Origin of the sequence: Mesorhizobium sp. M1C.F.Ca.ET.210.01.1.1 (assembly GCF_004791585.1) — a bacterium.
GTDB lineage: Bacteria > Pseudomonadota > Alphaproteobacteria > Rhizobiales > Rhizobiaceae > Mesorhizobium.
Window position 1 is genome coordinate 107,966 of the sequence record NZ_SRUU01000010.1, and the last position, 14,860, is coordinate 122,825.

Here is a 14,860-nt window from a genome sequence, read left to right on the forward strand (position 1 = left end):
CGCGGGGGCGGGACGACTGCCGGGACGCCGTTGCCTGCGAGCGGATGATAGGTCTGCTTTCTGTGGCGAAATGTTTGGTTTTCCGCAGTTCTTGTGCGCTGTTCCGCAGGGGATACAGCCAATCTCGCCCCTTGTGGGGAGATGTCCGGCAGGACAGAGGGGGCGCTGTCCCGCCGGCGCCTCAGTCGATTGAAACTGGCTTCGCAGGTAATTTTTGGATGTTAGGAATCTGAAAGGTCGCGATCCTCCGCGCCCCCCTCTGGCCTGCCGGCCATCTCCCCCAGCTTGGGGGAGATCAGCGCCCCATCGCTGGCGCCCAGCCTGGCGATGTCGCCGACAATCCTCGCAAACGCCGCCGCCGCGCGTGGCACCGTTGGGCGAGCGCGCAGAAAACTGTGCACCAGCCGCGGCTCCTCGCGCCACCAGGCGCGGCCGCCGGCGGCGAGGATGCGGTCGCGATAGGCCTCGCCGTCCGACGACAGGGGGTCGCACTCGGCGGTGACGACGACACTCGGCGGCAGGCCGGAGAAATCGCCATCCTTGAGCGGCGAGAAGGTCGGGTCGTCCGCCGACTGTCCCGGCGCCGAGCGGATGCGGCGATAAAACCCGATATCGGCGAGCGTCAGCAGGGGCGCCTCGGCATGCTCGACATGGGAGCGGCTGGTCTCGTGGCCGCCCAGGTCCGGAAAGATTAGCATCTGGCCGCTCGCGTGCCGGGGATGATGCCGTGTCGCCTGCGCCACCGCGGCGGCCAGATTGCCGCCGGCGCTTTCGCCGCAAAGCACGATCGGCAGTGTGCTGGTCGCAGCCACCCACTCGAACACTGCCAGCGCATCGTTGAAGGAAGCCGGATGCAGGTACTCCGGCGCCAGCCGGTAGTCGGTGGAGACCACCTCGAAGCCCGTGCCGGCGCAGATCTCGGCGCAGATATCGTCATGGCTGTCGAGATCGCCGAGCACGAACCCGCCGCCGTGATAATAGACGACGATTGCCGTTGCTGCCTTGCCCGCCATCCGATAGCGGCGGACCGGGACCGCATGCGCCGCCGTGGCGACGAGGCTATCGCTGGTGGTCACGCCTTCCGGACGACCTTGGTGAAATGCGACGCACATCCGGTCGTAGACCGCGCGCTGCTCGGCGATGGGTGCGGCGACGATCTCCGGCGGGTACCAGCTGTTGATCTTGTCGATGTAGTCCCAGAGTTCCGCATCGAGCAGGGCGGCATATTTGCCGCGCCTTGCCGGATCGCCTGGGTCGCCGGTCATAGCCGTCAGAGCTCGGCGTAGAGCCGCGCCGCGTTCTCGAAGGTGAAGCGCAGCGGCACCGAGCCCTCGACCTGCCAGACGCTCACCGTGTCGCCCGCCATCAGCCGGCAGGCATCGAGCGTGTTGGTGACGGCGCCGCCATAGAGCCGGTTGGCGAGGTTGAGGATGCCCGTCTGGTGCATGGCGGCGCTTGCGCTGCCGCAAGCGTCCTTGACCAGAAGCACGCGGAAACCGCGCGCCACCGCGTCCTTCACCGTGGCGTCGATGCAGGCCTCGGTCCACACGCCGGCAATGACCAGCCATTCGATGCCGGAGGCCTTGAGCTTGTCGGCAAAGTCGTTCTTGCCGAAGGCGCTTGCCTCATGCTTGACCAGCATCGCTTCATCGCCTTGCGGCGCCACCTCATGGCAGATCGCCGTCAGCGGATCGTCCTTATCGGAGAAAGCCGATTTGCCGCTGGCGTCCACCGGATGGAAGGGCCGCGCCTCGGCGAGGTCGACGATGTAAGCCCAGTGGTAGAGCGGCACGAAGTTGCGCCTCGCCGCGTCCTGCAGGCGCTGGACGTTGGCGAGGATATCGGCAAAGCCCTCGACCAGATAGCGCGTGTCCTTGCGATGCTCTTCCTGGAGATCGATGAACACGGCGGCCACCGTGCCGCGCCGGATGGAGACTGGGGTTTTCATGCGGTTTCTCAGACTTCGTCATTCCAGGGCGAAGCAGCCGCGAAGCGGCGTCGCGAAGACCCTGGGATCCATGCCGTTGCCGTGATCGTCGATCGCTGCCTAACAGAATTCCGCACCGTGGCGAAGGTGAGATGGAACGGCATGGATCCTAGGGTCTGCGCCGCGTCGCTTCGCTCCTTGCTTCGCCCTAGGATGACGACTGCATTTGAGTCGCCCCCGATCTCGAAGCTCTGCGATGCCGGGTTCAAACCTGCGGCTCCAGAAACTCGTCCTCATAAGGAAACCGCGAAAGCAGCTCGGTTCCCGTCTCGGTAATGAGAATCTCGTCCTCCAGCTTGACGCCCTCGCGGCCGCCTTTCTCGCCGATATAGCTCTCCACGCTCACCACCATGCCGGGCACGATGATGCCGTCGCGGCCGTATGTCTCGTAGTCCATCGAATGCGCGATGAACGGCGTCTCGCCATGCATGCCGACGCCGTGCATGACCGAGGTGTAGCGCTGGTCGACGAAACGATCGGGGATCTTCCAGGCCTTCTCAGCGATCTCGCGGAACGCCATGCCGGGCTTCACGATGCCGATATTGTGCTGCACCTGGTCGTGCGCCATGCGGTAGAGCGACTTCTGGTAGGGTGTGGGCTTGCCCGGCCCGCAGCGGAAGGTGCGCGAGAAATCGGAATAATAGCCGTAGCAGCCGATCGTGTCGGTATCGAGCGCGACCAGCTCGCCCGGCCGGATCTTGCGGCCGCTCGCCTCGTTGAACCACGGATTGGTGCGCTGTCCCGAGGTGAGCAACCGCGTTTCGATGAACTCGCCGCCCTGGCGGATCACCTCGTGATACATGATGGCGAAGAGCTCGTTTTCGGAAACGCCGGGCTTGATCGCCTCGCGCACCGCCGCCACTGCGGCCTCGGCGCCCGCCATCGATACCTGCAGGCATTTCACCTCCTCAGGCGTCTTCACTGCGCGCACGGCAAGGATCTCGCCCTGGCAGTCCTTGACCTCGCAGCCGCGCTTTTCCAGCGCCAGCGCCTGCAGATGGCTGCAGCGGTCGAGCCCGAGCTTCATCGAGCCGCCGCCATGCTTCTTCAGAAGCTCGGTCATCTCGTCGGCGAACGGCCCGGCGGTCTCGTCGTCGCGGCCGGAGACCGACGACCAGACGAGCTTCGACGGCCGCGCCTCGTCGATCGTGTCGAGCACCATCGAGACATGATAGCTCTGGGGATATTCGAACAGCACGACCGGCCCTTCGGTGGGCACGAAGAAATACCGGGTCGAGTTGCGCAAAAAATAGCCGAACATGTTGCGCGAGCCGGTGGCGTAGCGCTGATTGTAGGGATCGAACAAAACGACGCCGCCATAGCCCGCCTCGCGCATCCAGGCGCGCAGCTTGGCAAGCCGGCCCTTGCGCAGCGCGTCCGCGTCGATGAAGGACGGCTCGGTGTCGGAAAGCCACATGCCGCCGGCGGGATCGGCCGCGGCCGGGTGGCGCATGCGGTCCTTGAAGTCCACATCCTCGGTGCTGTCGGGATCGAATACGACGATGCTCATGGATAGTTAGCCTTGGGTAGATTGTAAGCCCGGACCATGGCGCAGGAGTGCAACAGGAATTGTGCGAAAGGCCGCACATCTTGTGCCAGATACCGCTCCAATCAATGCAGGTGACCCATTGCGGACATTGGCGGTCAGTGCACATTTGGCTCATGAATGTTGTCGGTCGCACCGTCCTGCTTTTCTTGGCCGCAGCATTCGCAGCAGGCGCTTGCTCGACGCTTGCCGTTGCGGACGACGTCTCCACTCCGCTCTTAACTTCACCAGCCACAAAGCTGATCGGCGTTGCTGCCTGGGGGCCGCAAGCCGATTTGGACCGATTGCAGGCTTTTACGAAGAAGAGCGGTTTTCCGAGCGAGCAAATAACAGATGCTCCGGAAGGAGCGGAACTGTTTATCGTATTTCCGCCAGGTAGTGACGCCTCGGCCGTTGCAGCTTTTATCGATCGGTTGCGAGGCGGTGAGTTTCCAACACTCCGGTTTGGATCCGCTACCGCGCCTGTTAAGGAGTGACCCAATACTGCGCGGCCGTTGTCGGCAATCAATGGGCTGAATTCTGTTCCTAATGCCGCCGCATCGCCTTCGGCGCGTGCCCGTGCTCTTCGCGAAACGCCCGCGCAAAACTCGACATCGACGCAAAGCCGCAGGCCAAAGCCACGTCGCGCACCATCAGTGTCGAATGGGCGAGCAGATCGGCCGCGCGCTTCAGCCTGAGCCGCCGGTAATAGCCATTGGGCGAAATATCCAATTCGGCGCGGAAATTGCGCTCGAGCTTGTCGGAAGACACGCCGAGCCGCTCCGCCAATTCGGCCATACCGAGCCGCTCCTCCACCGCATCCTCCATGATGGCGATGGCCGACAGCACCAGCTCGTTCTGCACACCGGTGCGCAGCCTGAGCGGCATCAACTTGCGGTCGACACTCGACCGCAAGGGCGAGTGCACGAACCAGTCCGCGACGCCCGCCGCGAGCTCTGCGCCATAATCGCCCGTGATGATCTCCAGCATCATGTCGAGGCTGCCGACGCCGCCGGCCGAGGTGAAGCGCTTGCGGTCGATGACGAAGAGGTCGCGTCGAAGCTCGATCTCTGGAAAAGCCTCGGTGAAGGCGGCCTGGCTCGTCCAGTGCAAGGTGCAGGCATGTCCGTCGAGCAGGCCAGCGCGGGCCAGGAAGAACGCAGCGTCCGCCACGGCGCCGATATGCGCGCCGCCGCGCAGGCTTTTCCTGATCCAGCTCATCGCGTCGTCGGCCACGACATGGTCGGCATCACCGCCGGAGCAGACGACGATGCGGTCGACCTTCGGTGCGTCGGCGGCCGAAAAACCGGGCTGGATGACGACGCCGTTCGATGCCTCGACCGTGCCCGCATCGGCGCCGACGATCACCCATCGATAGCATTCGCGCCTGGAAAGGATGTTGGCCGCGCGAAGCGGCTCGATGACCGAGGAGAATGCCATCATCGGAAAGCCGGGAAACACCAGCACCGCGAAGGTGAGGGGCGCTTCGCTCGCTCTCTGTGCCGCTTGACCCCGCGCAGTCATGGCTGGCGGGCGTAGCGCGGCACCACGATATCGGCGGTGAGCGGCGCGAGATCCGTCTCGTTAGCGAGATCGGGGTCGAGCCAGATCATCTCCTCGATCTCGGCGGCCGGGATCGGCTCGCCGGTGAGGGACAATTCGAAAAGCTCGGCCTCGACGCGGGCATCCGGTTCGTTGGCGGCGGGCGCGGAGAAGAAGCCGAGATGGGAAGCCATGGCCGGATCGACGACGACGCCCAATTCCTCCCGCAATTCGCGCGCAAGGGCGGCCGCGGGCGCCTCGTCCGGCTCGATCTTGCCGCCGGCCTGCATGAAGGCGCTGGTGCCGCGCTTGCGGACCAGAAGCAGTTTGCCGCTGCCATCCCGGATCACGGCGGCGGCGATCCGGATCGTTCTGGGCCCGACGGTCTTGGCATGGCTGGAAGTCACGTTAGGCTGTTTCCCGGCGGTAGTTTTGGTGGCAAAGAGGGCGGGACTGTAGCGGGCGCGTCCGCGCTCTTGCAACGGAGAAACGATCACGATGTTTGCGGCAACCGCCATCGACACGAGCAACAAGCCAGCCTTCTACAATGAGTTGGCCACGCAACTGAAAGCGCTGCTGGAAGGCGAGGGCGATTCCATCGCCAATGCCGCCAACACCTCGGCGCTGATTTATCAGATGGTGCCAGACCTCAACTGGGCGGGCTTCTACTTCCTGCAATCGGACGAAGAGCTGGTGCTCGGCCCCTTCCAGGGCAAGCCGGCCTGTGTGCGGATCGCGGTCGGCAAGGGGGTCTGCGGCACGGCGGTCGATCTCGGCATGTCGATGCTGATCAAGGACGTGCACGATTTTCCCGGCCACATCGCCTGCGATGCCGACTCGCGTTCGGAACTGGTCGTGCTCTTGCGCGACGCCGACGGCGTGTTCGGCGTGCTCGACCTCGACAGCCCGATGCCCGGCCGCTTCGACAAGGAAGACCAGGCCGGCATCGAGAAGCTGGCCGCGATCTATGTCGCGGCGAGTTCGTTCGAAGACTAGACGAGCTTCACCAGCGTCAAGCTGAATGTTGCAATGAAAAGGAAGGCCGAGAAAGCGAGGGCCAGCGGGCGCAGGCCGCGCGAGCGAAGCTGCGAGATGTCGGCCTGAAGGCCCATGGCGGCGAGCCCCATCGTCAGCATGATTTGCGTGGCGAGCGCGATTGCCGAATGAACTTGCGCCGGGATCGCCACCAGGCTGTTCAGTGCCACCACCGCGACGAAGGCGACGACGAACCACGGCATTGGCGGCTTCGCGGCGGACGAATCGGTGCTGCCGCGGCGCGCCATCAGGCCGAGCGCGATCACCATCGGCGCCAGCATGGCGACGCGCGTCAGCTTGGCGACGGTTGCGGTCTCGCCGGCAAGCGTGCCGTTCTGGAAGCCGGCGCCGATCACTTGCGCCACCTCATGGATCGAGGCGCCGGCCCATAGGCCGAAAGCATGCTGGTCGAGGCCGAACACCGGCGCCAGCAGCGGGAAGCCGAGCATGGCCACCGTGCCGAACAGCGTGATCGCGGCGACCGCGTAGGTGACGTCCTCGTCTTGCGCATCGGTGACGATGTTGGTGGCGACGATCGCCGAAGCGCCGCAGATCGAGGTGCCGCTCGCGATCAGTTGCGCCAGCTTGGCATCGACACCGAAAAGCCGGCCGAGCGTGACGGTGAAGAGGAAGGTGGCCCCGAGCGTCGCCGCGACGATGCCGACGCCGCCAAGGCCGATGCCGGCCACCTGGCCGAGCGTGAGCTGGAAGCCGAGCAGCACGATGGCGAAGCGCAGCAGCCGGCGCTGCGCAAACGCGATGCCGGCCTTGGCATGGGCCGGCGTGCCAAGCACATTGGAATAGACCATGCCGGCCACCACCGCCAGGATCATCGGGCTGAACAGCGTCAGGCCGGAGAGATTGCGCGCCGAATAAGCGACGCTGGTGATCATTGCCACGAGCACGATGCCCGGCACGGTACCGGCCCAGATCGAGGCGAGAGCCGGGCTCTTGCTTCGGGAATCGGTCGAATTCAGGCCGTGTGGAAGATCGTTCCCGGTGGCGGGCAGGAAAGACAATGCAATTCTCCAGGCGTGTTCGCTTGGGAAATGGCATTCCAGAACCGATCTTTCCAACGAATTGTTTGAGTTATAATGATCGATTTTTGCGAATGATTGAATGCGCGACCAGATTGCCAGGGGGGATGCAAATGCCGTGTCGGCGCGGCCGGCTTGACAGTGTCACGGCTCCCGGTCCAGCTTCACGCCATGACCGCCTTTACCGCAATCCCGCAGCGACGCCGCCGTTCGAAGGAGCGGCAAGCTGATTGCGTGGAGACAAAGGCCGGCTAGCAAGTCAACCGGTTCGTCCTTCCCCAGCCCGCCCATCGCAACGATCGGCGGGTTTTTTGCATTTGGAGCGCTTGAATGACTGTCGTTTCTTCGATCGAGTTTCGGTCGGCCGGCCCCGCCGATGCCGCCGCCATCAAGGCCGTTGTGCGCGCGGCCTATGCCAAATGGGTGCCTGTGATCGGCCGCGAGCCCTTGCCGATGCGCGCCGACTACGACAAGGCGCTGGACGAGCACCAGTTCGAGCTCGCCATCGAGGACGGCCGCATCGTCGGGCTGATCGAAACCATGGCGCATGACGACCACATCTGGATCGAGAATGTCGCCGTGGCGCCGGAAGCGCAGGGCAGGGGTATCGGGCGCAAACTGCTCGACAGCGCCGAGCGCAAGGGCGTCGAAACGGGCTGCCGCGAGCTTCGCCTGCTGACTAACGGCGCCTTCGAAGCCAATGTGCGGCTCTATCGCAGCCACGGCTACGCGATCGACCGCGAAGAGCCGTTCATGAACGGCACAACGGTCTATATGAGCAAGAGGTTGGCGCCTTGAAGCGCGCTGCCTGAATCAGTTTCAGGTAGCGTTCTAAGTCTTGTCTTTATGGATGTCGTTTTCCCGAAACCGCTGCACTTCTTTGGGCGGTATGCATCGGGAATTCAACACGCTGGCTCAATCACCTCCGCTTGCGTTTGATAGGGTGGTTGCAGCATCGTTGTTTCTGGCGATATACGACGACCACCTCACCACAATCGAAGCCCGGCGGCCCCAGGGAGCGAAAGCATGTCACACGATCTGCAGTTCTATATCGATGGCGCCTGGGTCGATCCTGTGGTGCCGAACAGTTTCGACGTCATCGACCCCTCCACGGAGGACGCGTTCGCGCAGATTTCGCTGGGTTCTAAGGCCGATGTCGACAAGGCGGTGGCCGCCGCCAGGCGCGCCTTCGCCACCTTCGGTTTCACCGAGGTCGAGGAACGCCTCGATATCCTGAACCGCGTCATCGAGGTCTACAAGAAGCGCAGCAAGGATCTCGCGCTCGCCGTCTCGCGCGAGATGGGCGCGCCGCGCCAGATGGCGTTGGACAGCCAGGTCGGCGTCGGCCAGGCGCATCTGGAAAAGATGGCCGAGGTGCTGAAGACCTTTCAGTTCCGCCAGGTCAAAGGCTCGTCGCTGATCGTCAAGGAGCCGATCGGCGTCGTCGGCCTGATCACGCCGTGGAACTGGCCGCTCAACCAGATCACCTGCAAGGTCGGCCCGGCTCTCGCCGCCGGCTGCACCATGGTGCTGAAGCCGTCCGAGATCGCGCCGCTCGACGCCATTATCTTCGCCGAGATCATCGACGAGGCCGGCGCGCCGAGGGGCGTCTTCAACCTCGTCAACGGCGACGGTCCGACCGTCGGCCAGGCTTTGGCCAGCCACCCGGACGTCGACATGATGTCGTTTACGGGTTCGACCCGCGCCGGCATCCTGGTCGCCAAGGCTGCCGCCGATACGGTCAAGCGCGTTCACCAGGAGCTTGGCGGCAAGTCGGCCAACATCCTGTTCCCGGAGGTCGAACTCGCAAAGGCGGTCGCCAAGGGCGTTGCCGGCTGCTTCGGCAACAGCGGCCAGTCCTGCAACGCGCCGACGCGCATGTTCGTGCCGCGCGACCTGCATGACGAGGCGGCCGGCTATGCCAGGACGGCGGCGGAAAAATTCACTGTAGGCCCGGCCGATGCGCCCGGAACGAAGCTCGGCCCAGTGGTCAGCCAGCTGCAGTTCGACAACATCCAGGGGTTGATCCAGAGCGGTATCGACGAAGGTGCGACCCTCGTGGCCGGCGGCCCCGGTCGCCCGGCCGAGCTCAACCGCGGCTACTACGTCCGCCCGACCATCTTCGCAAACGTCACGCATGACATGCGCATCGCGAAGGAAGAGATTTTTGGGCCGGTGCTGTCCATCATGCCTTACGACACTGTCGAGCAGGCGATCGAGCAGGCCAACGACACCGTCTTCGGCCTCGCCTCCTACATCCAGGCCAAGGACATCGAGAAAGCGCGCCAGGCCGCCGCCCGCATGCGCTCCGGCAACGTCTACATCAACTACCCGACCTGGGACGCCGGCCTGCCCTTCGGCGGCTACAAGCAGTCCGGCAACGGCCGCGAATACGCCGAGTATGGCCTGGAGGATTTCCTCGAGATCAAGGGCATCGCGGGGTATGAGGCGGCGGAGTAGGTCTCTCCAGTCGGCGGGCGTCGGCACCGATCTATAAGAAAGGGCGCGGTCTCGGCCGCGCCCTGTCATCTGGAACCGAACCGCCAGCCATCTGGCGGGGCGATGCGAACCGCGACCTGCGCAATGCACCGCGAAAACCCGAAGGGTATCGCCACCGACTTAGCTCAGGAATCCGTCCGCCGCGCGAAATGCTCATACGTCACTCGCCACGGAACGCTCTCGGCGGCTCTCTCCTCGCCGATCCAGTGAAAGCTGTCGCCGGTGATCTCGGTGAACCGCCACCGAGTTTTGAGACCCCGCGAGTCATCGCCGATTTGGATGATGTCGTTGCCCTCGGCCCGGCCGATCTGGCGCGAATAGTCCTGATTGAGCGGATCGCTCCAGATGATGTGCCAGCCGCCGATGCCGGGATCGAAGATGCGCAACGTCGTGCCATACAAGGTCGACGGCGCAGGGCGCCTGGGCCGGATCCAGATGTCCTGGATGGCACGGCCTTCGAGGACCCAGCCGAAATGGCATTCTCCAGTCGATTTTTGGATCGTGCCGTCATCGAGGTGGTGGACGGTGTCCATGTCCCAGCTTCCAATCAGCCACCCATACAGGGCCATATCTTTCGCTCGGTCTGCGAAGGGACCTTCAGATCCGAGAGCGGCGAGAAACGGGGAAATTGTGCCAGTCATGATCCTCCTCCAAGGGGATAGGCGAACAGCGACAGGACGCCGGAGGTTGCCGCCACAATCGTTGCAGCGCGGCGGGGTTCGAGGTCTTGGGGAAAATTGCTGTAATGGCGCTATGGGCATGGCGAAGCCAGCCGGCACCGATCGGGGTTGCCGGGAAATGGCAACCTGTAATTCAGCGGCCGATCAGCTCTTCTCTCGCCTTACTCGTGCCTTGCCTCGATGATCCCGACCATTGCCCGCGTGAACTCAACCATGCTGTTGGCAGTGATGGCTGCATCGTCGGGGCTCTGGCCAATATGTTCGGCCGCTCCGCAGCAGCAGCGGCGGATGCGATCGTAGTGCGGGTCTCTCTCATCGTCTGGCAAGGTTGCCAAATTCAAGGCTCGACGGTGAAGCATGCGCAATAGCTGCGCCAGTGCTGTTTCGACACTCATGCGTTTTGCTCCGCATCGGTCGGACGTCCCGGCACATGAAAATGCCGGATCGTCGATCGGGAGTTCGTCCCGATGCGGAGAGGCTCGCGCATACTTATTAATATATCGTTGAGTGCTAATATAGTGGCCACGGCGAGGCGCTGCGAAGCAGTGGTACGGCCTTTGAGAACGCAAATGCTTGGCTGGGGAACCTGGAAGCTTTTCGAACTTTCTGGGTCGCGCCTCAGCCCGAATTGCGGGTGCTTATGGATAAAGCGGGATACTAGATTCGATTTTTGGATAGCTTTGAAGGCATCGACTTCTGGCACGTGAGCCTGATAGCGCGCCAGCCGCACTCCCAAGGGCCACGTGTTGGGTGCTATGGGATGGTGTACCGGACGCAGTACCGCAGTGCACTTGCGAAAGGGAGAGCAGGGACAGGATGAGAAAGTTCGCCGACAGTACAGCTTAAACTCTGCGGTACTTCAATCCTTACCGCAACCGGGCCTGAGCGTTACGTCGAGGCGCCGGGCATCTCCGGCCTGCCGGAGTGATCGTCGCGGTTGCCAAGATGCCGTCTCCTGCGCGTCACGTCCGGCCAGGCGACGTCCCTTGATCCCGCGCCGCTTCTGATAGTTCTCTGGCCGGCTTGTCCGAGGACTGAGCGCGTGGAGCAGCGGTGAACAGCCAGCGAGTTCTCTGTTGGGTTCGCGTCGAACTTCCGGTTTCCACCCTAACGAACCTGCCTCCCTTGCCGTGCATTTGCTCATCGCCGCGCTTTTGATGTTCGGGCTGCCGGTATCGCGCTGATCCCCTAAGTATGTGCGTTACCGAGCACCGCCCGGAGCCCTGAGTCGTTCTGGCGGAGACGTTCCTCGATCCATTGCGCCGTGTGGTCGTAGGCGTCCGAAAACAACTCGGAATGCCGACTCCAATCCATGAAGCCGACCGTGCTCGAAACCTGCGGACAGACCAAGACATCCTCGTCGCCGACGGCAATGTCCTGCGGCCCGTGTGCCAGCATACTCGCGGCAATAACCTGAAGCATGCTCGGAACCTGCGGCAAGCGGGCACGGCCGAAAGGGTTCAGCAGGGCGACCGCCATTTCCGATCTGCCGGGGATGCGGTCATAGTCGATGTGGTATTTTTGCGGTCCACTGGACCCAAAGCTCACGATGACATTGGGGCCGGTCTTGAGTTCCCTCATCTGTTCCAGCGGCAAATTGTTCATGATGGCGCCGTCCACCAGCATATCGCCGTCAGCCGTAAAGAACGGTGGCAGGACACCCGGGAGCGAGCCGGATGCCCGAACGGCTTGCCAGAGTTTTCCACGACGGTGGAGATGGGGCTGACGGCTGCTCAGATTGGTCGAAAGCGCAAAGAACGGAAGCCAAAGATCTTCGATCAGAACGTCGCCGTATTCCTCCCGAAGGGCTCGATCGAAGGCTTTGTGATCTAGAAGCGCGAAACGCGGCAAGGTGGGGCGCCGAAACGCCCGACTCTTGACAAATACGTTGTGCGTGCCGCGGTCGATCTGCTCTGCGTCCAACCCTTTTGCGAAGCCGGCCATCATCGCCGCTCCGGAACTCGTCCCGCCAAGATAGTCGAAGCTGCCGCCCGCCTCGACGAAGGCCTTGTAGACGCCCAGATGGGCGCTGCCCAGGGACCCACCCCCCGCCGCCACGAAGCCACGTGCCTTGCAGGAAATAAATCGGACCAGGCGCTGGATATCAGACCCGTCCTCCAGCGCAACATGATGATGCTGGCCGACATGGGGACGCTCATCGAGCCACGCAGAGGTGCCGGAGACCGCAGCCGAGCGATTGTGGTGAATTAGGACAAGCCGACCGGTCGATGGTGGATGGACCGATAACGCCAATTCCTCGGACGTGTTCAAGTGAGGCGAGGAGGACGCGTTCGCTAGCAACAGGACGGTATCGGCCTGGCGAATGCAGACTCGTGTCCATTCATTAGGTTCTTCGTCGGCGACGTAGACAACGAATTCGGCTTGCGCCTCCAGTTCGTTCAACCAGTTAAGGACCGGCTGGTCGTCGATCGGACGACCAGCGAACTTCGCGTGGACGTCAAGCCGGGAAACGAACTGAGCGCGCGCGACCGCGCCGAACTCTTGCTGTAGGTGCCCGATGAAAACCGGTGAGATGCGACTTCCGCCGGCTGCAATGATGGCAAGCGTTCGGATCTTGGCAGGCTGGAGACGCGACAAAATCGGAGATTGCGTGGCGAACCGGCGCGCCAGAGATATTGTGACCGCCTCTCTCAGGTTCGGCAAAGCCTCGGCCGCCTTCTCGAAATGATTACGACTGATTTCAAGGACGATCGAATCGCGCGCTGCAAGGACAGTTGCCGTACGGGGCAGCCCTGCAAAGAAACCAATTTCGCCGACTAGTTCGCCCTGTGCGATCTCGGCGACCGAGCCAATCGGATCTCCTTTGTGTACCGTAAAGCGACCGGACAGCACGACGAAGAACCTGTCCGATGGATCGCCTTCGCGAACCAGGACCTCACCGCGCCTCAGGAGCCGACGGTCGGACTCGGCAGCCAAAGCCTCGAGCGCCAGCAACGACGCCCGATCGAACATCAATGTCGCCGACAATAATCTCGCGGCGAGAGAATCGACGGAGGACATTTGAGCCATCCCGGGGACGCATTCGCTCCGGCAATTGTATCCCGTACCGCTCGTGTTTGCAGCGTCGCACGGCGCGATCCGAGCCGAACCGCAACGTTGCCGTCGCGGCCAACTCGGGCTGACGTCGCGACGCTGGCAGTCCGGCTCGACAATCGACGTCCAGGGTCGTCCCCTCGTAGAGCGCGCGCCGCACGTCAGCACCGCCGGCCTTCGAGATGCGCTCTCATGGCCAGTCTGGCGTGGCTCCTCATCCAGCCCACCAGCGTTATGTCGGCAAGTCTATTGCTTTCGCGAGTCAGCGACGGGCATCGGTGCCGGGTCGATCCGGAAGACAGGGTAGTCGAGAGAGAGCGCTTCGAAGGCCTCTACAGGCGCGTCATACGGCACAGGTAGGTGACGACGTCCGCTCGTGGCGATCTGGCACCAGGCTCTTAGTATAGGCGCTCGATCTTCGTTGGGGATCTCGGTCAGCCTGACCTCGATGGCTGACCCTCGTTTGATGAACGCCCTTCCCCCTGCGGCACGGATGTTCTTAACCCACTCCGATGTGTCGCCAAGCATCGACACCAGATAGCGGTTCCTTTCGTGTTCGACGACCGCGAGGACCGTCGATCGCATCCGCCCGTCTCTGCGATCTGCAACCTGCAGCGTAAGCAGAACCGGCGGCAGCAATCCGAGCGAGGTTAGCCACGCCCAAATGCTGTTCGAAATCCGCCCCAAGAGGGTCGGTCGCCAATTGCGGTAGTACCAGCGCAGCCAGCCTTGTTCGGCGGGGTCTGGAGGTCGTCGCTCGGATTTCGCATGGCCGCCAGAAAGATGGCTCATTGATCGATGTCCGCTCGAATCGATACACACCATCACATCGCAGCCTTTCAGGAAGATTGCTTTGCGGCAGATCAATTTGTGAAAGGACGAAGGTCTCCGGGTCGGTTCATCGCTCATATCAGCTTGTTCGGCTCGATCAGCCCGGCCCTGGTCGAGGAACGCCTGGGTCCCGCTACGCCTGATCAGGATTGGGACTAACGGGCGGTCACGACTCAGGGAAGCCACAGACTTCCCGATTGAATTTTTCGGTGCACCCGTAGGAAGTCCCATGCGGGCATCCGAAGATCAGGGCACGGACAGTCGCAATCGCCACGGCGAGGAAAAGCAGCGCTACAAGCCCCAAGATGACCTTTCTCACTGAACGACCCTCGCGCCGGCGTTGCTGCGCAAAATAGCCCGCTGCCGAGGTGACACAGGAGCAGCGGGCCATTTTTGTTTTGACGGGTGGAGGCCCGCCAGCCAGCGGCTTGACGCATAGGTGGAAGAAGGCGGTCACTCTCATCTGTTACGAGGCCGCTTCGGGGGAGGGTCACCTCCGAAGGCAGGGAAGGTTCTGGCGCGCTAATTTGAGGCTCGGCGCCCGTCGTTGTCGTCGGCACCGGCCAGACAAGTTGCCCTCCGAAAAACAACGTTATGACGTAACCCGCTATTGAGGCGACGGTCGCGAGCAGAAGCATTGTGGCGATGGAGAGCCGCGCCGTCTTGGACG

The 14,860-nt window shown here is 63.0% G+C and carries 13 protein-coding genes; 3 read left to right on the top strand and 10 right to left on the bottom strand.

What is annotated here, in order from left to right; all coding sequences use genetic code 11:
* Positions 1-221 precede the first annotated feature (221 nt).
* From EN853_RS13680 to EN853_RS13705, 5 genes are all read right to left on the bottom strand, one after another.
* Complete coding sequence (locus EN853_RS13680; protein ID WP_127860294.1) at positions 222-1,265, bottom strand: alpha/beta hydrolase; 1,044 nt, start codon at positions 1,263-1,265, stop codon at positions 222-224.
* A gap of 5 nt (positions 1,266-1,270) precedes the next feature.
* The gene (locus EN853_RS13685; protein WP_127860295.1) at positions 1,271-1,948 is read right to left on the bottom strand and encodes an isochorismatase family protein; all 678 of its coding nucleotides are present in this window, start codon (positions 1,946-1,948) and stop codon (positions 1,271-1,273) included.
* A 244-nt stretch (positions 1,949-2,192) separates the two neighbouring features.
* Positions 2,193-3,497 (bottom strand): Xaa-Pro peptidase family protein, encoded by a 1,305-nt coding sequence (locus tag EN853_RS13695; protein ID WP_127860296.1) that lies wholly within the window; start codon positions 3,495-3,497, stop codon positions 2,193-2,195.
* A gap of 561 nt (positions 3,498-4,058) precedes the next feature.
* Positions 4,059-5,036, bottom strand: coding sequence for a GlxA family transcriptional regulator (locus tag EN853_RS13700; protein ID WP_127860297.1), 978 nt, complete (start codon positions 5,034-5,036; stop codon positions 4,059-4,061).
* Complete coding sequence (locus EN853_RS13705) at positions 5,033-5,578, bottom strand: NUDIX domain-containing protein (RefSeq protein ID WP_348631575.1); 546 nt, start codon at positions 5,576-5,578, stop codon at positions 5,033-5,035. Before EN853_RS13705 ends, EN853_RS13700 begins: the two co-directional genes overlap by 4 nt.
* Here EN853_RS13705 and EN853_RS13710 point away from each other — a divergent pair.
* Positions 5,553-6,050, top strand: a complete 498-nt coding sequence (locus EN853_RS13710) for a GAF domain-containing protein (RefSeq protein WP_127860298.1) — start codon at positions 5,553-5,555, stop codon at positions 6,048-6,050. The genes EN853_RS13705 and EN853_RS13710 overlap by 26 nt on opposite strands.
* Here the strand turns inward: EN853_RS13710 and EN853_RS13715 are convergent.
* Positions 6,047-7,066 carry a YeiH family protein gene (locus tag EN853_RS13715; protein WP_245516974.1) on the bottom strand — a complete coding sequence of 340 codons (1,020 nt, stop codon included), beginning with the start codon at positions 7,064-7,066 and terminating at the stop codon, positions 6,047-6,049. The genes EN853_RS13710 and EN853_RS13715 overlap by 4 nt on opposite strands.
* A gap of 390 nt (positions 7,067-7,456) precedes the next feature.
* On the opposite strand from EN853_RS13715, the gene EN853_RS13720 reads away from it, so the two are divergent.
* A complete protein-coding gene (locus tag EN853_RS13720) occupies positions 7,457-7,924 on the top strand; it encodes a GNAT family N-acetyltransferase (protein WP_127860299.1) in 468 nt (155 codons plus the stop codon).
* A 228-nt stretch (positions 7,925-8,152) separates the two neighbouring features.
* A complete protein-coding gene (locus tag EN853_RS13725; RefSeq protein ID WP_127860300.1) occupies positions 8,153-9,586 on the top strand; it encodes an aldehyde dehydrogenase family protein in 1,434 nt (477 codons plus the stop codon).
* Between the two features lie 164 nt (positions 9,587-9,750).
* On the opposite strand, the gene EN853_RS13730 is transcribed toward EN853_RS13725, so the two are convergent.
* The 4 genes from EN853_RS13730 to EN853_RS13745 all read right to left on the bottom strand — a co-directional run bounded on the left by EN853_RS13730 (position 9,751) and on the right by EN853_RS13745 (position 14,268).
* Positions 9,751-10,158, bottom strand: coding sequence for a hypothetical protein (locus tag EN853_RS13730; protein WP_245516962.1), 408 nt, complete (start codon positions 10,156-10,158; stop codon positions 9,751-9,753).
* Positions 10,159-10,466: 308 nt separating this feature from the next.
* Positions 10,467-10,700, bottom strand: a complete 234-nt coding sequence (locus EN853_RS13735; RefSeq protein ID WP_127860302.1) for a hypothetical protein — start codon at positions 10,698-10,700, stop codon at positions 10,467-10,469.
* A gap of 793 nt (positions 10,701-11,493) precedes the next feature.
* Positions 11,494-13,326 carry a patatin-like phospholipase family protein gene (locus tag EN853_RS13740; protein ID WP_167524465.1) on the bottom strand — a complete coding sequence of 611 codons (1,833 nt, stop codon included), beginning with the start codon at positions 13,324-13,326 and terminating at the stop codon, positions 11,494-11,496.
* 279 nt (positions 13,327-13,605) lie between these two features.
* A complete protein-coding gene (locus tag EN853_RS13745; RefSeq protein WP_127860304.1) occupies positions 13,606-14,268 on the bottom strand; it encodes a nitroreductase family deazaflavin-dependent oxidoreductase in 663 nt (220 codons plus the stop codon).
* Between the last annotated feature and the right edge of the window lie 592 nt (positions 14,269-14,860).

What these genes read in the sequence shown, in the direction of transcription:
- EN853_RS13735 (WP_127860302.1), bottom strand. Translation starts at nt 10,700, where the DNA reads ATGAGTGTCGAAACAGCACTGGCGCAGCTATTGCGCATGCTTCACCGT.
- EN853_RS13685 (WP_127860295.1), bottom strand. Translation starts at nt 1,948, where the DNA reads ATGAAAACCCCAGTCTCCATCCGGCGCGGCACGGTGGCCGCCGTGTTC.
- EN853_RS13730 (WP_245516962.1), bottom strand. Translation starts at nt 10,158, where the DNA reads ATGGACACCGTCCACCACCTCGATGACGGCACGATCCAAAAATCGACT.
- EN853_RS13740 (WP_167524465.1), bottom strand. Translation starts at nt 13,326, where the DNA reads ATGTCCTCCGTCGATTCTCTCGCCGCGAGATTATTGTCGGCGACATTG.
- EN853_RS13700 (WP_127860297.1), bottom strand. Translation starts at nt 5,036, where the DNA reads ATGACTGCGCGGGGTCAAGCGGCACAGAGAGCGAGCGAAGCGCCCCTC.
- EN853_RS13680 (WP_127860294.1), bottom strand. Translation starts at nt 1,265, where the DNA reads ATGACCGGCGACCCAGGCGATCCGGCAAGGCGCGGCAAATATGCCGCC.
- EN853_RS13725 (WP_127860300.1), top strand. Translation starts at nt 8,153, where the DNA reads ATGTCACACGATCTGCAGTTCTATATCGATGGCGCCTGGGTCGATCCT.
- EN853_RS13695 (WP_127860296.1), bottom strand. Translation starts at nt 3,497, where the DNA reads ATGAGCATCGTCGTATTCGATCCCGACAGCACCGAGGATGTGGACTTC.
- EN853_RS13745 (WP_127860304.1), bottom strand. Translation starts at nt 14,268, where the DNA reads ATGAGCGATGAACCGACCCGGAGACCTTCGTCCTTTCACAAATTGATC.
- EN853_RS13720 (WP_127860299.1), top strand. Translation starts at nt 7,457, where the DNA reads ATGACTGTCGTTTCTTCGATCGAGTTTCGGTCGGCCGGCCCCGCCGAT.
- EN853_RS13710 (WP_127860298.1), top strand. Translation starts at nt 5,553, where the DNA reads ATGTTTGCGGCAACCGCCATCGACACGAGCAACAAGCCAGCCTTCTAC.